Source organism: Variovorax sp. Root318D1 (genome assembly GCF_001424835.1).
GTDB lineage: Bacteria > Pseudomonadota > Gammaproteobacteria > Burkholderiales > Burkholderiaceae_C > Variovorax.
Map to the genome: position 1 here is coordinate 23,038 of NZ_LMCQ01000011.1, position 19,155 is coordinate 42,192.

Here is a 19,155-nt window from a genome sequence, read left to right on the forward strand (position 1 = left end):
TCAGTGTTTGTTGCGCGTCAGCACACGCGCCAGGATATTGAGGGCGAGCACGGCGACGGTGATCAGGAACACGCCGGCCCACGCCAGCTGTTGCCAGTTCTCGTACGGGCTCATCGCGAACTTGAAAATCGTGACCGGCAGGCTGGCCATTGGCTGGCTGATGTCGGCGGTCCAGAACTGGTTGTTCAGCGCGGTGAAGAGCAGCGGCGCGGTTTCGCCGGCGATGCGCGCCACGGCAAGCAGCACGCCTGTGACCACACCAGCGCGTGCGGCGCGCAGCGTGATGCTCAGGATGACCTTCCACTTCGGCGCGCCGAGGGCGTAGGCCGCTTCGCGCAGCCCCGGCGGCACCAGCTGCAGCATGTTCTCGGTGGTGCGAATCACCACCGGGATCACGATCAGCGCCAGCGACAGTGCACCCGCAAGACCCGAGAAGGTCTTGAAATAGGCCACCACCACGGCGTAGACGAACAGGCCGATCACGATCGAGGGCGCCGACAGCAGGATGTCGTTGACGAAGCGCGTGACCGAGGCGAGCCAGCCCTTGGTGTTGTATTCGGCCAGGTAGATGCCGGCCATGATGCCGATCGGCGTGCCCACGAAGGTGGCAAGCCCCACCATCACGAACGAGCCGAAGATCGCGTTGGCGATGCCGCCAACTTCGTTCGGCGGAGGCGTCATTTCGGTGAAGGTGGCGAGCGCCAGGCCGCCGATGCCCAGGCGCAGCGTTTCCCACAAGATCCAGACCAGCCAGAACACGCCGAACACCATTGCCGCGAGCGACAGCGTGAGCGCGATCTTGTTGACGCGGTTGCGCGCGGCAAACTTGGCCTGGCGGGTTTCGGCGAGCGCCTTCGCGCTCAAGAGGCTTTCAGCAGTGCTCACGACTTCGTCCCTTCGCTCTTCTTCATCTGGGCCAGCAGCACCTTCGAGAGCGTCAGCACGACGAAGGTGATGAAGAACAGCACCAGGCCGAGATACATCAGCGCAGCCTGGTGCAGGCCCGCGCCGGCTTCGGCAAACTCATTGGCAAGTGCCGAGGTGATGCTGTTGGCAGCCTCGAACACGGAAAGCGAATTGAGCTGGTTCATGTTGCCGATGACGAAGGTGACCGCCATCGTTTCACCCAACGCACGGCCAAGGCCGAGCATGATGCCGCCGATCACGCCGGCCTTGGTGTAGGGCAGCACGACCTTCGAGACCACTTCCCACGTCGTGGAGCCGAGACCATAGGCCGACTCCTTGAGCAGCGGCGGCGTCACTTCGAACACGTCGCGCATCACCGAGGCGATGAACGGAATGATCATGATCGCGAGGATGATGCCGGCCGACAGAATGCCGATGCCCACCGGCGGGCCGGACACCAGCGCGCCGAGGTATGGCACGCCGGCAAGCAGCTTCTGCAGCGGCTGCTGCACCCAGGTGGAGAGAATCGGGCCGAACACCAGCAGGCCCCACATGCCGTACACGATGGACGGCACGGCAGCGAGCAGTTCGATGGCCGTACCCAGCGGGCGCTTGAGCCAGTTGGGCGAAAGTTCAGTCAGGAACAGCGCAATGCCGAAGCTCACCGGCACTGCGATCACCAGCGCGATGATCGACGTGGCCAGCGTGCCGTAGATCATGACCAGGCCGCCGTACTCGTTCTGCACCGGGTCCCACACGCTGCTGGTGAGAAAGCCGAGGCCGTACTTCGAAATGGCGGGCCATGCGCCGGCGATCAGCGACAGCAGGATGCCGATCAGCATCGCGAGCGTGAGCAACGCGGCGCCCTTGGCGGCCCAGCCGAAGATGCGGTCGGCCATGGGGCCGGAACGCGGAGCCTTGGCGGGCGGTGGAGCAGTGGCGCGGCCGCGCTCTGACGCGAGGTCGAGCGTGGATGCGGAAGCAGGATAAGTGGATGACACGGGTCGCTCCGGCAATGACGAAGGCGGCGCATCCTTGAGCGAAGTGCTGCTCATGAATGCGCCGTTCCTGGCTTGATGGGTGGGTTGCTTACTTGAACGCGACCGGCTTGCCCGATGCGTCCTTCACCTCGCCCCATGACTTGGCAATCGTGGCCTTGACGCTGTCGGGCATCGGCACGTAGTCGAGGTCGTCGGCGGTCTTGTCGCCACCCTTGTAAGCCCAGTCGAAGAACTTGAGCACGGTGGTCGCGTTGGCGGGCTTGTCCTGCACCTTGTGCAGCAGGATGAAGGTGGCGCCGGTGATGGGCCATGCGCCCTTGTCGGCCTGGTTGGTCAGCACCTGGTAGAAGCTCTTGTTCCAGTCGGCGGCGGCGGCAGCGGCCTTGAAGGCGCTGTCGTCGGGCGAGACGAAGTTGCCGGCCGCGTTCTGCAGCTGGGCGTAGGTCATCTTGTTCTGCTTGACGTAGGCGTACTCGACGTAGCCGATCGAATTGGGCAGGCGGTTCACGAAAGCGGCGACGCCTTCATTGCCCTTGCCGCCCGCACCGGTCGGCCAGTTCACGGCCGTGCCTTCGCCGACCTTGGTCTTCCACTCGGCGTTGACCTTGCTCAGGTAATTGGTGAACAGGAAGCTGGTGCCCGAGCCGTCGGCGCGACGAACCGGCGCAATGGCGGCGTCCGGCAGGGCCAGCGAGCCGTTCAGCGCCTTGATGGCGGGGTCGTTCCACTTGGTGATCTTGCCCAGGTAGATGTCGCCCAGCACCTGGCCGTTGAGCTTCAGCTCGCCGGGCTTGATGCCGGGAATGTTCACCACGGGAATAACGCCACCGATGACGGTGGGGAACTGCATCAGGCCCTTGGACTGGAGTTCTTCGTCCTTCAGGGGCGCATCGGAAGCACCGAAATCGACCGTCTTGGCTTCGATCTGCTTCAGGCCGGCACCCGAGCCGACCGACTGGTAGTTGATCTTGACGCCGGTGGCCTTGTTGAAATCGGAGGCCCACTTGGCGTACAGCGGTGCCGGGAAGCTGGCGCCGGCGCCGGTCACGTCTTGTGCGAAAGCGGGAACATGGGCGAAGACCGCGGCGACGAGGCCGGCGGCTGCAAATTTGAAAGTCGTTTTCATATGGCTTCCGTTTAGAAGTAAGAAGTAGTCCCTTTCGGGCTTGGAACGGACTCTAGGAAGCTTGTGTGACATCGGTGTGACACCCGGCCGTCGAGGGAAAATGGCGCTGCTCCCTCTCGGCGTTTGTGACGCTGTCACACAAACGTCATTCGCCGCGCCTAGCCTTTCGAACCTCGCCACCGGCGAATCGCGGGGGGCGGCGCACCTGTCACGGCGCTACGATCAGAGATACCGCCCTCTTCACTACAACTACATGCAAAACGGCACCCGCCTCGCCGCAGTCGATCTCGGCTCCAACAGCTTCAGGCTCGAGATCGGCCAGGTCGACCACGGCCAGATCCACCGCACCGAATACCTGAAAGAAACGGTGCGCCAGGGCAATGGCCTGGACAGCGCCCGCAATCTCACGCCGGAAGCCATGCAGCGCGGCTGGGACGCGCTCGCCCGTTTTGGCGAGCGGCTGGCCGGGTTCAAGCGCTCGCAGGTGCGCGCCGTGGCCACTCAAACGCTGCGCGAGGCGCGCAACCGCGAAGAATTCTTGTTGCGCGCGCGCACCATCCTGGGGTTTGGCATCGACGTGATTCCGGGCCGGGAAGAAGCCCGCCTGATCTACCAGGGCGTGGCGCACATGCTGCCGCACACCGACGCCTCCGACCGGGAACGCCGGCTGGTGGTGGACATCGGCGGGCGCTCCACGGAAATGATCATCGGCCGCGCAATGGACGCCGAGCTGATGGAGTCCTACCGCGTCGGCAGCGTCGCCTGGTCGATGAAGCACTTCGCGGAAGGCCTCTTCACCCCGGCGGCATTCCGGGCCGCCGAGGTGGCAGCCAAGGCCGTCCTGGACGACGCACTATCGAGTTACACCCGCGACCAGTGGGACGTGGCCTATGGCGCATCAGGGACCATCGGCGCGGTGGGCGACGTGCTGGCCGCGGCAGGCGGCGAGCCGGGCCTGATCACCCGCGACGGCCTCGACTGGCTGGTCGACCGCCTGTTGAAGGCCGGCAGCACCGACAAGCTGCGAATCGACGGCATGCGCGAAGACCGCAAGCCCGTCATCGGCGGCGGCGTGAGCGTGCTGCGGGCGGTGTTCGACCTGCTCGGCATCGACGAAATGAAGGTGGCCCAGGGTGCGCTGCGCCACGGCGTGCTCTACGAATTGCTGGAACGCGACGAAGGCGTGGCCGACATGCGCACCGCCACCGTGGCGCGGCTGGCCAGCCGGTTCGCTGTCGACACGGCCCAAGCCCGGCGGGTGGGAGAAACAGCCGCGGCACTGTTCGCGCAGCTCGCACCTGCCGCGCGCGGCGGCAGCTCCGGCAGCCGCGCCGGTCGCGCGATGCGCAAGCTCGGCTGGGCGGCCCAGCTGCACGAGATCGGCACACTGGTTTCGCACAGCGACTATCACAAGCACGGTGCCTACATCCTGGACAACACCGACGCGCCCGGCTTTGCCGTCAACGAACTGCACGCGCTGGGCCAGCTGGTGCTGGGGCAGCGCGGCAAGCTGCGCAAGCTCGACGCCGCGCTGGACGACGAGACCTTCGTGATGCAGCTGCTGTCGCTGCGCCTTGCGGTGATCCTGTGCCACGCCCGCCGCGACCCCGATCCGCAGGCACTGCATCTCGCGGCGCTGGGCGCCAGGGCATTCACGATCGCCTGCGCGCCCGACTGGGCCGACGCCTATCCGCAGTCCGCGCACCTGCTGCGCGAAGAAGTGCTGGCCTGGCAGAAGACCAGCAGCTGGCGCGTGGAACTCAGCGGCTGCTGAGGCGCTTCACTTCACGTCGCTTTGCGTTGAAGCTGCGTCGAGGCCGGCCGTACGCGTGGGCTCGGCGGTGGCAGCAAGACGCGGCTCGTCGGCGCCGAACATCACCAAATAAGCCGGCTGCACCGCCTGTGCAAAGCCCTGCCTGAGCCCTTCACGGGCTCCTTTGGAATCCTGGAGGAGGCCCTCATACATGAAGTAGGCCGGTTGCGCCAGGTCGGCGGTGTGGGTTGCCTGGTACACCACCGACTGCTGCTCGTCCCGCAGCACCTGCTCGACCGCGACGAAGGGCTTGAAGCTCGACGTGGAGTCGGGTGCGCCGTACGCCGCCGTGATCCGCATCGTCAACGTGCCGTAGCCGGGCGTGGGCCGATGTCCGAGCGCCCGCATCTCGGCAACTGGTCCGTTCACGCGGTAGGCAGGTGTCAGCTTCACTTCGCGGCCGCTCTCCCGCAGTCGCGCCGCAAAATTTTCCGCGAACTGCCTGCTGAGTGACGGCGCGGCCGTGCTGTCGTTCTTCAGGGCCGCCATGAATTCCTTGCTGCGCCGCGCGTTGCGCTCGCCCAGGTTCGCCCGGCTGCCCACTTCGAAGCCAAGCGACACCAGCGTGCCGACGGGTCCCAGAAACCCGGCCAAGCCCACAATGGCGGAACCGCCGCCGTCCACCACGGTGAACTGGTCTTCTTCGTTGTAGAGGAGTTCGATCTTTGCCAGCGATCGAGTGGCCTCAGGCCGTGCCTGCAGCTCGGGCTGGTGTGTCGCACATCCGGCCAGGAGGGCCGCGGCTGCAAGCAGGAATACAAGCGTTTTCATGGCGACTGCGGGGAAGGACCGTTGCGGCAGCGTTCGCCGCCCACTTTGTAAGTTATCGATGCTATTTGTGACTAAATGCATCTGGCCCGGGCAGTATGCCAGCCTGGCCTCGTTCCGGCCCTTGAGATTTCGTTAAAAAGTTCTCGTCCGGCGCAGATTTAACGCACTAAGTTCTCATGCATTGCGCCAAGAACTCAGCGGGCTTGCGCAGCTTCAGTTGAGCTCGAGGCAGCTGTCTGGGTCGAGGCCGCCCGAACCGTGCGCGGCTCCTCGTCCCCGAACATGCCTGCATAGGCCGGCTGCACGACCCGGTCGAGCCCCTGCTTCAGCCCTTGATGGGCACCTGCGGTGTCCTTGAGCAAGCCGTCGTACATGAAGTAGGTCGGCTCAGTCACATCAGCGAAGCTGGACGCCTGATGAATGACTGCCTGCTGCTCGTTGCGGAGCAGCTGCTCGACCAGCACGAACGGTTTGAAGCTCGACGTCGCATCAGCGGCGCTGTACGCCGTCGTGATTCGCAGGATCAGCGTGCTGTAGCCGGGCGTGGGACGGAGTTCGGGCACCTGCATCTCGGCGAGCTGTCCGGTCGCGCGCATGAAAGGCGTCACTTTCACCTCGCGGCCGCTGCTGCGCAGGCGCGTTGCCAGTTGCTCCGCGAATTGTCTGTTGAGTGTCATGGCCGCGCCGCTGCTCTTCAAAGCCGCTGTGAACTCCTTGCTGCGCTGGTCGGTGCGTGCGGCCATGCCCATCCGGCTGCTGGTGTCAACGGTCAGAGCCAATATCGCGCCGATGGGCCCCAGGAGCCCCGCGAAGCCCGTCAACCCGGAGCCACCGCCGTCCGTGACGATGAGCTGGTCTTCCTCGTTGTAGATGAGTTCGACCTTCTCGATCGAGCGGGCAGCTTCGTAGCGGGCCTTCAGCACAGGCTGGGAGGTGTTCGTCGCACAGCCCGACAGGAGGGCTGCGGCAACGAGCAGAAGCGTCAGCATATTCAACGACATGCAGGCGTCTCGGCGCAGCATGTTCGTGAGGCTTTTTGGCAGCGGGTGGAGCAGTTTCATGCGTGTTCCCCAGTGAATTGGCCGGCTGGAACCGCTTCTTCCCCTCATCGGGGCAAGGCGTCTTGCCGTGGAGTCACTGTAGAAATTGCGCTGCGTGCGCACATGAGCGGTGCGCACCTTCTCCCGGGAGACAAGCGCCCCGCCGCCTCCGGCTGGCCCCATGACAAAGCGCCTGCCCGAAAGAGGCGGTCAAAGGTTGCCGCCGCGAAGACGGCTATGGGAGCTAGAGAAGCTCGGGCGACTGCACGGTGACGACCACGGTCTGCACGTCGCCGTCGCGTTCGCGGGTCCGGATCCACCACAGGGAACCCTTGCGAACCGGGCAGCTGTCCTGCTTCAAGCCTAGAAGCAGAGAAATGGCCTGCCCCACCGATGGCTGATGACCGACCATCAGCACCACCGACTTGCCATTCGGCCAGCCGGCCGCGCCCAGCATGGCCTCGGGCGTGGTGTCCGGCGCGAGTTCGGAGCGCAGCTTGTATTTGCGGCCGAGGGCGAGCACGGTCTGCTCGCAGCGCCGTGCAGGGCTGCAGATGATGCGCGTGCCATCGGGCAGTTGCCGGTCGAGCCAGCTGGCCATGCGCTTGGCCTGCTTTTCACCGCGCCCGGTAAGGGAGCGCTGCAGGTCGTCGCAGCCCTCGGTCCAGTCCTCGGCCTCGGCATGGCGCCAGAAGATCAAGTCCATGCTTGTGGTCTTTCGGTCGTCAGTTGCTGGATGCATCGGAGTGGTGGCCTCGCAATGCATATCGGTTCATCAGCGCGGTCTGTGCGCCATGCGCTTCGATGACGCGCGAGGCGCCCGCCTCGCCCGGATGGGTGTCGCGGTCGACGCGCGTATAGATGCCGTCGCCTCCCAGGTCCCAGGCATCGCGCCCGTCGTGCAGGTAAGCCACCAGGCATTCGTCGATCAGGCGCTGGCGAAGGCTGGGATCGGTCACGGGCCAAGCCAGCTCGATGCGCCGCATCATGTTGCGGTTCATCCAGTCGGCGCTTGAAAGGTAGAGCGATTCTTCCTCGCCGCTGCGAAAGTAGAAGACCCGCGAGTGTTCGAGAAAACGGCCGATCACCGAACGCACGCGGATGTTGTCGGTCAGCCCCGGCACCTGCGCCGGCAAGGTGCAAGCGCCGCGCACGATGAGGTCGATCTTCACCCCGCTCTGGCCCGCCCGCATGAGTGCGGCCACCAGTTGCTCGTCGGTGAGCGCGTTCATCTTGGCGACGATGCGCGTGGGCTCGCCAGTGGCGGCGGCCAGGCTCAGGGCGTCGATCTGCAAGATGAGATTCTTGTGCAGGTCGAACGGCGCCAGCCACATGCGGTTGAGCTTGGGCAGCCGGCTCTGGCTGGCAAGATGGACGAACACCGCTTCCATGTCGGCCGTCAGCAGCGGATCGGCCGTCAGGTGGCTGATGTCGGTGTAGAGCCTGGCGGTGCGCGGGTTGTAGTTGCCGGTGGAGAGATGGCCGTAGCGGCGCATCTGCTTGCCTTCGCGGCGCGTCACCAGCAGCATCTTGGCGTGGGTCTTGAGGCCGACCACGCCATACACCACCTGCGCGCCAATCGACTCCAGCATTTCGGCCCAGTTGATGTTGGCCTCTTCGTCGAAGCGGGCCTTGAGCTCCACCACCACGGTCACTTCCTTGCCGCGGCGCACGGCTTCGCGCAGCAGGTCCATCAGTTCGGAATCGGCGCCCGTGCGGTAGATGGTCTGCTTGATGGCCAGCACCTGCGGGTCTTGCACCGCTTCGCGCAAGAACGCGAGCACGCCATCGAAGCTCTCGAAGGGCTGGTGGATCAGCACGTCGCCGCGCTGCAGCCGCTCGAAGAACGACTGCGCAGGAGACAGCGTGACGGGATACGACGCGGCGTAAGGCGGGAAGAGCAGCTGCGGCTCCTCCAGCAGATCGATCAATTGGGTCAGCCGCGCCAGATTGACCGGTCCGTGCACGCGGTAGAGCGCCTGCGCCGGCAGATTGAACTGCGCCAGCAGAAAGCTCGCGAGCGATTCGGCGCAGCTGGCCGACACCTCGAGCCGCACGGCTTGCCCGTAGTGCCGGTGCTGCAGCCCCTGGCGCAATGCGGTGCGCAGGTTCTTGACGTCTTCCTCGTCGACCGCAAGATCGGAATGCCGGGTAACGCGGAACTGCGAGAAGTCGCCCACCTCGCGCCCCGGGAACATGCCGGACAGGTGCGCGCGCACCACGCTCGAAAGCGCCACGAACAGCGTCTTGCCGTCGGACACCTTGGCCGGCATGCGGATCACGCGCGGCAGCACACGCGGCACCTTGACGATCTGGATCGGGTTTTCGCGTCCGAAGGCGTCCTTGCCACCGAGCCGCACGATGAAGTTGAGCGACTTGTTGGCCACCTGCGGAAACGGGTGTGCCGGATCCAATCCGACCGGGATCAGGAGCGGGCGCACTTCGCGCTCAAAATATTCGCTGACCCATTTACGCTGCGCCGCATTGCGTTCGCCGTGCGAAATGATGTGGATGCCGTGCTTTGCAAAGGTCGGCATCAGTTCGTCGTTGTAAAGCGCGTACTGGCGCGCCACCAGCGTATGGGCTGCCTCGGCCAGGCGCTCGAACGATTCGATGGTGTAGCTGCCCTTCTGGTCGCCGGCACTGCTGGCAATCAGGTGCGGCGCGGCACGCACTTCGAAGAACTCGTCGAGGTTAGAGGAAACGATGCACAGGTAGCGAAGACGCTCGATCAGCGGGACCTCGGGCCGATGGGCCCAGTCGAGCACGCGCTCGTTGAAAGACAGGATGCTGTGGTCGCGGTCGAGCAGCGTGAAAGCCGATGCCGCGGACGACAGCGTCCGGTCAGCGGGAGCAGATTGCATGGGCACTGATTCTGGAGCAAGCGGCACGGGAGCACATGTAGGCGGAAATATGACAGTGTCGCCCTCGTTTGTGACGTTTCCGTGACGCTCCTGTGACGCCGGCTGGCCAACGCCCGGCTCCTCCACGCTGGACGAAGAGGCGGATGGCCTGGCAGCGGGCCGGGCAACCGCCGGTTTCATGCGCCGAGAAAGTGCTTGCGGTAGCGTGCCGGCAGGTCGTCGATGCGCATCAGCATCGGCAGGTCCGCGGTGTTGAAGTCGGGATCCCAGGCCGGCGCGCCCAGCACCTTGGCGCCCAGGCGCAGGTAACCCTTGATGAGCGCGGGCGGCTCCACGTCGAGCGCGCCATCCAGCCTTTCGATCGGCAGCGCCAGCCGGGGCTGCACCTGGTACTGGATCGGCGCCATGTGGCTGGCCGACAGCTGGCGCCAGATGCTGGCTGCCGCATCACCGCTGGTCACGCCGTTGTGCGACATGGGAATGCTGGCGCAGCCGATCATCGTGTCGAGCTTGTTGCGATGCATGAACCCGGCCAGGGCACCCCACAGCGCGAGGATCACGCCGCCCTGGCGATGGGCCGGATGCACGCAGCTGCGGCCCAGCTCGACCATGCGCTCGCGCAGGTCGCGCAGGCGGGTCAGGTCGAACTCGGTGTCGCTGTAGGTGCTGCCCACGCGACGGGCCTGGGCCGGCGTGAGTACGCGGTAAGTACCAATCACTTGCTGCGTGAGTTCTTCGCGCACCAGCAGATGCTCGCAGAAGTCGTCGAACAGGTCGATGTCGTGGCCCGCCAGCGGCGTGCTCACACGCGCGCCCATTTCGCCGACGAACACCTGGTAGCGCAGGCGTTGCGCCGCACGCACCTCGTCCAGGTGGCGCGCCCAGCTCACGGTGATACCTTGCTTGGCATCGACGACGACCGGCGGCACCGGCACGGCAGCGGGCGCCTCGGGTACCGCTGTGCGCGCGGCGGCCGGAGCCGGCCACCAGGCGGCGCGCAGGCCGATCTGCGACAGCGGAAACGTCGGGTTGGGCAGTTCTTTCATGGGGAACCCTTTCTGCCGATGGAGTCTCTGCACCTGCGGTGAAACCCGCATGTCAGCGGCATTGCATTTGCATGACGCGGGTTACAGCGTGTTCGACGGGCATGCGCATGAGAGGGCCGCTTGGTTGTCTAATGCGTGGGGTTCGCGACAAGGAGCTTCTGTACATGGCCACAGCCGCAAGCAGCAATTTCGACAACCGTCTTCACCAGACCTTTCCCGTTCTGAGCGACGCCGAGATCGCGCGCATTGCGCACTTCGGAACCGTGCAGCGCTTTGCACGCGGGGAGCGGCTGTTCACCGCTGGCGAGACGAGTCCCGGCATGTTCGTTCTGCTCAAGGGCGTGGTGGCGGTCACGCAGCGCGACGGCCTGGGGCACGTGGTGCCAATCGTGCGACAAGGCCCGGGCGAATTTCTTGCCGAAGTAGGCCAGTTGAGCGGCCGCCCTTCCCTGGTCGATGGCCATGCCGACGAAGAAGTCGAAGCGCTGATCGTCCCGCCGGCACAGCTGCGCGCGCTTCTCGTGGCCGAGGCCGATCTTGGCGAGCGCATCACCCGTGCGCTGATCCTGCGACGCGTGGCGCTGATCGAATCCGGCGCCAGCGGGCCGGTGCTGATCGGCCAGCCGCAGTCGCCGGACATGGCGCGGCTGGAGAACTTTCTTCGCCGCAACGGCCACCCCTATCACTTGGTCGATGCGGCAGAAGATCCTGATGCCGCGGCGCTGCTGGAACAGTACGGCACCTGCAAGTTGCTGGCCGTGTGCCCTGATGGCTCGGTACTGGTCAATCCGGCGGAGGATGCGCTGGCGCGCTGCTTGGGCATGGTCGACACGGAAGAGCGCGACGAGCTGTACGACGTGGCCGTGGTCGGTGCCGGCCCCGCCGGCCTTGCGACCGCAGTGTATGCGGCCTCCGAGGGGCTGCGCGTGATCGTGCTCGACTGCCGCGCCTTCGGCGGCCAGGCCGGTGCCAGCGCGCGCATCGAGAACTATCTGGGCTTTCCCACCGGCATCTCGGGCCAGGCGCTGGCGGGCCGCGCCTTCGTGCAGGCGCAGAAGTTCGGCGTGGAGATGCTGATCCCGGCCAAGGTCACGTCACTGGACTGTACGCGCGACAACCCGATTGGCAGCCTGCGCATCGCCCTTGCCGATGGCCGCACCATCAACGCGCGCACGGTGGTGATTGCGAGCGGTGCACGCTACCGCCGGCCCGATGTGCCGCGGCTCTCCGAATTCGAAGGGCGCGGCATCTGGTACTGGGCGTCGGCCATCGAAGCCAAGCTTTGTTCGCAGCAGGAGGTGGCGCTGGTCGGCGGCGGCAACTCGGCGGGCCAGGCTGCGGTGTTCCTGTCGCGCCATGCGGCCAAGGTCAACGTGCTGGTGCGCGGCCCTTCGCTCACGGCCAGCATGTCGCGCTACCTGATCGATCGCATCGAAGCTACGCCCAACATCGAACTGCATCCGCACACGCAGTTGGTGAAGCTGAACGGCGGCTCGGAGCAAGGCCTCACGGGTGCGACATGGCGCTGCCAGGACACCGGGCTCGAACACGACTGCGCGGCGCGCAATATCTTTCTTTTCGTCGGCGCCGAACCGGAGACCAGTTGGCTCGACGGCTGCGGTGTGTCGGTCGACAAGCACGGCTTCGTGCTGACGGGCAGCGCGGCCAGCAGCGGTTTTCCGGCGCGGCCGGCCACGGCGCTCGAAGCCAGCGTGCACGGTGTGTTTGCCGTGGGTGACGTGCGCTCCGGCTCGGTCAAGCGCGTGGGCGGCGCTATTGGCGAAGGCGCTGCCGTGGTCGCGCTGATCCACCAGCATCTGTCGTCCAATTCAGCCGTGGCCTGATCGGCTTCCCTGTTCGTCAGCCGCTTGGGGAAATTCCCGCGCCTGCGCGCGTTTGAATGGCCGCGTATATGCTGCCTGCCTCGAATCACACCGCTCACATTTGGAGCCCCGCGACATGCCTGCATCGCCTATCGAGGTCTATTCATGGCCCACGCCCAACGGCCACAAGATTCACATCATGTTGGAAGAGTGCGGCCTGCCGTACACCGCCCGGCCGATCAACATCGGCAAGGGCGACCAGTTCACCCCTGATTTTCTGCAGATCAGCCCCAACAACAAGATTCCGGCCATCACCGATCCCGACGGTCCCGATGGCAAGCCGATCTCGCTCTTCGAATCGGGTGCGATCCTCGTCTACCTGGCGGGCAAGACCGGCAAGCTGCTGCCCAAAAGCGACCGCGAGCGCTACGACGTGCTGCAGTGGCTCATGTTCCAGATGGGCGGCGTCGGCCCCATGCTTGGCCAAGCGCATCACTTTCGCATGTATGCGCCCGAGAAGATCGGCTATGCCATCGAGCGCTACAGCAATGAGGCCAAGCGCCTCTATGGCGTGATCGACAAGCAGCTGTCGAAGAACAAGTTCATCGCCGGCAAGACCTATTCGATTGCCGACATCGCCATCTTTCCGTGGCTGCGCAGTTGGGAAAACCAGGGCATCACCCTCACCGACTACCCGCACCTGAAGGCCTGGTTCGACGGCATTGCTGCGCGTCCAGCCGTGCAGCGCGGCGTGAAAGTGCTGGCCGACCTGCGCCAGCCGATCACCGGCGACAAGGAGCGCGAGATCCTTTTCGGCAAGACTCAATACGAGAAACGCTGAGAGGGCCAATATCCGGGCTAGAATAGAAGGCTTGTCGGGGTGTAGCGCAGCCTGGTAGCGCATCTGGTTTGGGACCAGAGGGTCGAAGGTTCGAATCCTTTCGCCCCGACCATAAGTAAAGACAAAGGCCGCTAGGTATATGTACCTAGCGGCCTTTTTCATTGGGAAATCCGTGACTTAGCGGACAGGGATGAACAGGGCGCTCCATTGACTGCCAGCGCCGGGTGGGGGTACAAATGGGGGTGCAAAGGGGTGATTTGGGGGTACGCAGAGCTCTGTACCCCCTCCCCCCAGCTGAAACGCCCCCGATCGCCCCCGCTGGAGCTGTACCCCTCGGAGTCGCCCCCCATGTTGACCGACGCCCAATGCAGGAACGCAACATGCCCGCCAGACCGGAGGCAGGCGCGCTTCAGCGATTCCGGCGGCCTGTACCTGCAGGTCAGCCCGGCAGGATCGCGGCGCTGGTTCTGGAAGTACCGGATTGCCGGCGCCGAGAAAGCGCTGGCGCTGGGACGGTACCCCGACGTGAGCCTGACGGCGGCGCGCAGGGCTCGCGACGCCGCCAGACTGCAAAAGGCCGGAGGCCGGGACCCGGTGGAGGCGCGCAAGATGGCCAAGCTGAAGGCCAAGGTGGTGGCGTCGGACACCTTCAAGGCCACCGCGCTGGAATGGTTCGGCAAGCACGAATCACGCTGGAGCACGCACTACGCCATCCGCGAAAAACGCAACCTCGAGAAAGACCTGTTCCCGCTCTTCGCGGCGCGGCGTATCGGCGAGATCGAGCCGATCGAATTGCTGGCCGCGCTGCGCCGGGTGGAGGAGCGCGGTGCGCTCGACGTGGCCCACCGGGTGCTGATGACCGCACGCGCCGTCTGGCGCTACGCCGTGGCCACGGCGCGGGCACCGCGTGACATCACCGGCGACCTCAAGGGCGCGCTCACGCCGCACAAGAAGCGCCACTTCGCGGCAATTACCGACCCTGTGAAGCTGGGCGAGCTGGTTCGGGTGATCCGGGCCTATCAAGGTGGCCCGATCGTGCGCGCTGCGTTGCAACTCGCTCCGATGCTTTTTCAGCGCCCGAACGAACTGCGTGGCGCAGCATGGTCAGAAATTGATCTCGACAAGGCCTTGTGGACCGTGCCGGCGGCGCGCATGAAGCGGCGCAAGGACGGCAAGGAACACGGCGACCCGCACCTGGTTCCGCTGCCGCGGCAGGCCATCGAAATTCTCCGCAACCTGCACCCGATCACCGGGCATGGCGCCATGGTGTTCCCCGGCGAGCGGAGTCACGATCGGCCTATCAGCGACAACACCCTGCGGGCCGCGCTGCTGACCCTGGGCTACGGCCCCACCGTGCAGACCGTGCATGGCTTCCGTGCCACGGCGCGCACGCTGCTGGCCGAAGTGCTGGAGGTTGAACCGCTGGTGATCGAGGCTCAGTTGGCCCATGCCGTCAAGGACGCGAACGGCCGGGCCTACAACCGCACCCAGTACGCAAAGCATCGGGCCGACATGATGCAGAAGTGGGCGGACTACCTGGACAAGCTTGCGGCAGGTGCGGACGTGATACCGATTGGCCGCGTGGCATGAAAACCAAGGACCCCCAACTAGGCAGGGTGACGTGTTGCCTGCCGTGCTGGCCAACTGGCCATCACTCTCAGCCGAGATAGGCCTCCACGCAGCGCCCTTCGGGCATGGTCAGGTATTTGCCCGGTTGAGGGTGACCTTCGAAAACTCGCTGGCCTCAAATGGGGTCGGCATCCTCACGTGAGCATTGTTATGGAAGAACCTTTTAAGCCCGCTTGGACCGATCTTCAAGCTGAGGCCCGTATTCAGCGCGAGATATTGGGTGAAGTCCACGACGCGCTCGAGGCTGCTTCATCGGGAAGTGAACTTGATCGACTGCGAGCGAACAGGGATCGCTGGCAGGCCTTGGCTTCGCTCTATGAAGTTCAAAATTCCGAACTGGAACGCGCGCTGTGGCGCGCCGAGCAAGAGGCGGTAAGCGCGTTGAACAGATTCCAACAGGCCACCAAGAAGCTCGGGCGCGGCCAGCGCCGCAATCCCGCCCCCACGCACGCAACACAGCTCTACGGCCTTGTGGAGCGGTACAGGTGGTATGCGGAGCTTGGCGGCAGGCCCTTCAACTTGACGCAGGCCGTGCGTCAAGTCACTGCAAGGCTCTATGCACAGGACGCGAGGGGCGTGCCGCTCCCCGCCGAGCGGCTGGCGAAACTGGTCAAGGATCGTCTGGCAGACAACCTCAGCGCCTATCGGAAGGTCAGGCGCCTCAGGGAGAGCCCCAGGGGGAGGGGCTGAAATCCCGATTTGTTGCCCTCTCCCCGAGAAGGTCTGGAAAAAGGACATTCGCTCCTATCTCACAACGGCAAACAAGGCCGAATACGAAGGAGCACAGAAATGCCGATTCTCAGAATCCCCTCCATCAAGGCAGAGATGGGGCACCGCTCAAACGCGAGCGTCTACAACGCTGTCCGCGCCGGCTTGCTCACCAAGCCGATCAAAATTGGTCAAAGGGCAGTGGGGCTGCCCGACTACGAGGTCTCGGCCATCAATGCCGCGCGCATCGCGGGCAAGTCCGATGCCGAGATTCGCGAGTTGGTGCATCGCCTGCACGCCAAGCGCGCCGAACTCGTGACGTTGTAAGGGGGCGCCATGACCCCCAAAACAAAAGCCGTCCGGATGCTGGACACATCCCGGACGGCCCTCAAGAAAAATCAGCGCTGCCAGTTTACCGGGTGCCTCTTTTCTGAGCAATCGATCAACACCGAGCGCCCTGGTAGCGTCAGCACAGGGGGGACTGACGTGAATGTGCCTCCCGAACACGACCAAAAGCGCTTCGCCACCCTGGCGGCCCAGTTCGCCATCGCTGGCCATGCGCTTGTTCGCAGCAGCCCCGCAGAGGGTGCTACCGCCTTTTACGCGATGCGGTGGGGCTGCATCAAGCCCCTTGCCAACCTCGACGCCTGCGAGCGCTTTTTGAATTTCATCGAAGGTGATCGCAATGTCGCCGATTGAGAACGTCTTGTTCCGCCTCGAACCCTACAAGAAATCCGGATCCGGTTTCTCCGCGCGCTGTCCGGTGCATGACGATCACAGCCCCTCGCTGTCGATCAAGGAAGGTGATGACGGCCGCGTGTTGGTGCACTGCCACGCGGGCTGCCCCCCTCAGGGGGTGGTCGCCGCCCTCGGGCTGACGATGCCCGACCTGTTCCCCGCGAACGGCAAGCCGCGCCGCCCCCCGCCTGCGCCTGGCGTCACCCGCACGGCACTGGGTGCGGCGCTCGAAATCGAGCAACAAGTGCTCTTCATCGTCGCGTACGACCGCGTGAAGGGCAAATCCATCAGCCCGACGGACGCAGCACGCGAGTGCCTTGCCAGGCAGCGGATCGAACTGGCGCGGAGGGCCGTATGAACGACCACAGCGACGTGTGGGCCGCGATGGCGGAGGCCGATGCCGCTGCGTCGGGCTGGCCCGACCCGACCCCTCTGCCTGACGCGCTGCCCCCCGTGCAGCCTTTCACTCCCGACCTGATGCCGGAGGCGCTGCGCGACTGGGTCGCCGACATCGCCTACAGGATGCAATGCCCCGCTGACTTCCCGGCGGTCGGCGCCGTGACGGCGCTTTCGAGCCTGGCGGGCGCGCGGGCGGTGGTGCAGCCCAAGGCGTACGACGACTGGCAGGTGGTCCCGAATCTCTGGGGCTTGATCGTGGGCCGCCCCGGCGTCATGAAGTCCCCCGCCCTGAGCGAGGTCCTGAAGCCGCTGCTCAAGCTGCAAGCCGCCGAGATTGAGCAGCACACAGCGGCGCGACTGGCGTGGGCGCTCGACAGCAAGCTGGCCGCATTGCAAAGTGCGGAGCGCGAGAAAAAGGCCAAGGGGCTCGCTGGCAAGGACCCGGCGGCGGCACGTTCGCTGCTGGAGCCGGTGGACACCGCGCCCGAGCCCGTCGCGCGGCGCTACACCGTGAACGACACCAGCGTCGAAAAGCTCGGCGAGATGCTGATGGCGAACCCGTGGGGCACCCTGATCTATCGGGATGAGTTGCACGGCCTGCTGACCGGCATGGACAAGCCGGGCCAGGAGGGATCGCGCGCCTTTTTTCTGCAGAGCTATGACGGGAATCAGGGCTACACCTTTGACCGTATCGGGCGCGGCACGGTGCACATTCCGCGCGTCTGCCTCGCCATGCTCGGCGGCATTCAGCCGGGCAGGCTCCAAGAGTATGTGCGCGGCGCGGTGTCGGGCGGCAGCGCCGACGATGGCCTGTTGCAGCGCTTCGCATTGACCGTGTGGCCGGACACGGCCGGCGAGTTCATCAACGTGGATCAATGGCCCGACACGCCCGCCAAGATGCGGGCATGGGCGGCGTTCGAGCGACTGGCATGCCTGCAGCCGGCAAGCGAGACCGAAGCCAGGGTCTGGCGGTTCGATGCCGTGGCGCAAGCCCTGTTCGCGGAGTGGCGCACGCCCTTCGAGCAAGAACTCAAACGCGGCGAGCTGCACCCGGCGATGGAAAGCCACCTCGCGAAGTACCGCAAGCTGATTCCGGCGCTGGCACTCTTGTTCGCGTTGATCGACACGCCCGACGCCGGCGTGATCGGCGAGCGTGAGCTGCTTCGCGCCCTGGCCTGGGGCGACTACCTGCGCAGCCACGCGCAGCGGCTGTACAGCGCAGCAGTGACGCCGTCGACGGGCGCGGCTGCGGTGCTGCTGAAAAAACTCAGGGGCGGGGCTCTGGGTGATTCATTCGCACCCCGCGAGGTGGCTGTGAAAGGATGGTCGGGCCTGCCGGATCCGGAGGCGGTGCGTAAGGCGGCAGACCTGCTGTGCGACTTCGACTGGCTGCGGCGCGTCGTGCTGCAGGGAGGTGTGATGGGCGGCAGGCCCAGCGAGCGCTACATCATCAACCCGGCGGCGAAGGGGGCGCCATGAGCTGGCTTGCCCGACTGAAAGATCAGAACGGCCCTGCGCCCCACCCTACAAAACCTACAAAAGGGGGTTTCGTAGGTTTCGTAGCCCCCTCCCAGGGGCAGATCGGGAATTTCGCAGAGACCGAGCCGCCCGAGGCGAACGGCACGGCCCTCGACCCTGATCGCGATTGCTGGCCCTGCAGTGATGCCATGACTGGCGCGGAGATCGACCGCTTCACCGCGCGGCTGGCGAGGTTCACCGACAAGGGGCTCTCTCTGATCGAGGCCGAGGCGCTGGCCGACCGCCTGGTGATCCGTGACCGGGACGGTGACGACCGGCGGCTGTGCCTGGAGTGCGCGCACCTCAGCGGCCGGCGCTGCGGCGCATGGCTACTGGCGGCAGTGGGCGGACCGATTGTGTCGACCGCCCTCCTCGAACTGCCCCAGCGATGCCCCGCGTTCGACTCGGGTCGGACAAAGGAGGATCTTGCGGCACACGCTCTGCGAACCTAGAACACCTTTGAGTCCGCTTGGACATGAAGGGTCGCGGCTTCGTAAACGCAGGTTTGTCCCAGGCTCAGCTCGCGGCGGATCAACTCGTTAGGCGCTCCGAATGGCCTGCAAAAAGACAGCTGCCTGCTTCGACAAGCTTGCGCCCCGTAGGCCTCTCTCCATGCGGGGTCCACCCCTCTCTTCACAGGGCACGAAAAGTAATCGCCGCGGTCCACCCTCTTCACGGGCGTTGAAGACGGCTGACCGAAGCCTTGATGATCCAGCGGTGAACCAATGCGGCCCGCACATGGTTCCGAATCACGCGACGCCGCCGTCCAATGCCGAAGGTTCGTTCTCGTTGATTTTTTCGGGGGCTGCCCGACGGCAGCGTTCGGCATGGGCTGCACATGGGCGCCCTGTCTAACCCCGCTTGGGAAGTTTGTCACTATCTCGTGAGCTACCGGACCGAGGCGGACGTCGGCTCATCATCGTGGCTGGCAC

The 19,155-nt window shown here is 65.2% G+C and carries 18 protein-coding genes and 1 tRNA gene; 11 read left to right on the forward strand and 8 right to left on the reverse strand.

Annotation, left to right across the window (positions count from 1 at the left end):
• From pstA to pstS, 3 genes are read right to left on the reverse strand one after another with little or no spacing between them, the layout of a single operon-like run.
• Entirely contained in the window at positions 1 to 885 is an 885-nt protein-coding gene (gene pstA / locus ASC78_RS10125) for a phosphate ABC transporter permease PstA (RefSeq protein WP_082517494.1), read from the reverse strand.
• Positions 882 to 1,961: a phosphate ABC transporter permease subunit PstC gene (gene pstC / locus ASC78_RS10130; protein WP_157634426.1), complete on the reverse strand. Its 1,080-nt coding sequence runs from the start codon at positions 1,959 to 1,961 to the stop codon at positions 882 to 884. The genes pstA and pstC overlap by 4 nt, the downstream gene beginning before the upstream one ends.
• A gap of 34 nt (positions 1,962 to 1,995) precedes the next feature.
• Entirely contained in the window at positions 1,996 to 3,033 is a 1,038-nt protein-coding gene (pstS, locus tag ASC78_RS10135) for a phosphate ABC transporter substrate-binding protein PstS (RefSeq protein WP_055800211.1), read from the reverse strand.
• 253 nt (positions 3,034 to 3,286) lie between these two features.
• Between pstS and ASC78_RS10140 the strand changes: the two genes are divergently transcribed.
• Positions 3,287 to 4,807: a Ppx/GppA phosphatase family protein gene (locus ASC78_RS10140; protein WP_055800213.1), complete on the forward strand. Its 1,521-nt coding sequence runs from the start codon at positions 3,287 to 3,289 to the stop codon at positions 4,805 to 4,807.
• Between the two features lie 6 nt (positions 4,808 to 4,813).
• On the opposite strand, the gene ASC78_RS10145 is transcribed toward ASC78_RS10140, so the two are convergent.
• The 5 genes from ASC78_RS10145 to ASC78_RS10165 all read right to left on the reverse strand — a co-directional run bounded on the left by ASC78_RS10145 (position 4,814) and on the right by ASC78_RS10165 (position 10,567).
• Positions 4,814 to 5,617: a hypothetical protein gene (locus ASC78_RS10145; protein WP_235505047.1), complete on the reverse strand. Its 804-nt coding sequence runs from the start codon at positions 5,615 to 5,617 to the stop codon at positions 4,814 to 4,816.
• Positions 5,618 to 5,811: 194 nt separating this feature from the next.
• The gene (locus tag ASC78_RS10150) at positions 5,812 to 6,678 is read right to left on the reverse strand and encodes a hypothetical protein (RefSeq protein WP_055800216.1); all 867 of its coding nucleotides are present in this window, start codon (positions 6,676 to 6,678) and stop codon (positions 5,812 to 5,814) included.
• A gap of 223 nt (positions 6,679 to 6,901) precedes the next feature.
• Entirely contained in the window at positions 6,902 to 7,363 is a 462-nt protein-coding gene (locus tag ASC78_RS10155; RefSeq protein ID WP_055800219.1) for a SixA phosphatase family protein, read from the reverse strand.
• 19 nt (positions 7,364 to 7,382) lie between these two features.
• Positions 7,383 to 9,701: a polyphosphate kinase 1 gene (gene ppk1, locus ASC78_RS10160; RefSeq protein ID WP_055800222.1), complete on the reverse strand. Its 2,319-nt coding sequence runs from the start codon at positions 9,699 to 9,701 to the stop codon at positions 7,383 to 7,385.
• The gene (locus ASC78_RS10165; RefSeq protein WP_055800225.1) at positions 9,698 to 10,567 is read right to left on the reverse strand and encodes a GNAT family N-acetyltransferase; all 870 of its coding nucleotides are present in this window, start codon (positions 10,565 to 10,567) and stop codon (positions 9,698 to 9,700) included. The genes ppk1 and ASC78_RS10165 overlap by 4 nt, the downstream gene beginning before the upstream one ends.
• 164 nt (positions 10,568 to 10,731) lie before the next feature.
• Between ASC78_RS10165 and ASC78_RS10170 the strand changes: the two genes are divergently transcribed.
• From ASC78_RS10170 to ASC78_RS10215, 10 genes are all read left to right on the forward strand, one after another.
• Positions 10,732 to 12,411, forward strand: coding sequence for an FAD-dependent oxidoreductase (locus ASC78_RS10170; RefSeq protein WP_200934292.1), 1,680 nt, complete (start codon positions 10,732 to 10,734; stop codon positions 12,409 to 12,411).
• A gap of 115 nt (positions 12,412 to 12,526) precedes the next feature.
• Positions 12,527 to 13,231, forward strand: coding sequence for a glutathione binding-like protein (locus tag ASC78_RS10175; RefSeq protein ID WP_055800228.1), 705 nt, complete (start codon positions 12,527 to 12,529; stop codon positions 13,229 to 13,231).
• A 35-nt stretch (positions 13,232 to 13,266) separates the two neighbouring features.
• Positions 13,267 to 13,343: transfer RNA gene (locus ASC78_RS10180), tRNA-Pro, on the forward strand.
• A 236-nt stretch (positions 13,344 to 13,579) separates the two neighbouring features.
• Positions 13,580 to 14,821, forward strand: a complete 1,242-nt coding sequence (locus ASC78_RS10185; RefSeq protein WP_055800231.1) for a tyrosine-type recombinase/integrase — start codon at positions 13,580 to 13,582, stop codon at positions 14,819 to 14,821.
• Between the two features lie 189 nt (positions 14,822 to 15,010).
• Positions 15,011 to 15,550, forward strand: a complete 540-nt coding sequence (locus tag ASC78_RS10190; RefSeq protein WP_055800234.1) for a hypothetical protein — start codon at positions 15,011 to 15,013, stop codon at positions 15,548 to 15,550.
• A 99-nt stretch (positions 15,551 to 15,649) separates the two neighbouring features.
• The gene (locus ASC78_RS10195) at positions 15,650 to 15,895 is read left to right on the forward strand and encodes a helix-turn-helix transcriptional regulator (protein WP_055800236.1); all 246 of its coding nucleotides are present in this window, start codon (positions 15,650 to 15,652) and stop codon (positions 15,893 to 15,895) included.
• A gap of 9 nt (positions 15,896 to 15,904) precedes the next feature.
• Positions 15,905 to 16,267, forward strand: coding sequence for a hypothetical protein (locus tag ASC78_RS10200; protein ID WP_157634427.1), 363 nt, complete (start codon positions 15,905 to 15,907; stop codon positions 16,265 to 16,267).
• Positions 16,254 to 16,664, forward strand: coding sequence for a hypothetical protein (locus ASC78_RS10205; protein ID WP_055800241.1), 411 nt, complete (start codon positions 16,254 to 16,256; stop codon positions 16,662 to 16,664). The genes ASC78_RS10200 and ASC78_RS10205 overlap by 14 nt, the downstream gene beginning before the upstream one ends.
• A complete protein-coding gene (locus ASC78_RS10210; RefSeq protein WP_055800242.1) occupies positions 16,661 to 18,184 on the forward strand; it encodes a YfjI family protein in 1,524 nt (507 codons plus the stop codon). The genes ASC78_RS10205 and ASC78_RS10210 overlap by 4 nt, the downstream gene beginning before the upstream one ends.
• Positions 18,181 to 18,675 carry a hypothetical protein gene (locus tag ASC78_RS10215; protein WP_055800245.1) on the forward strand — a complete coding sequence of 165 codons (495 nt, stop codon included), beginning with the start codon at positions 18,181 to 18,183 and terminating at the stop codon, positions 18,673 to 18,675. Before ASC78_RS10210 ends, ASC78_RS10215 begins: the two co-directional genes overlap by 4 nt.
• Positions 18,676 to 19,155: the final 480 nt, after the last annotated feature.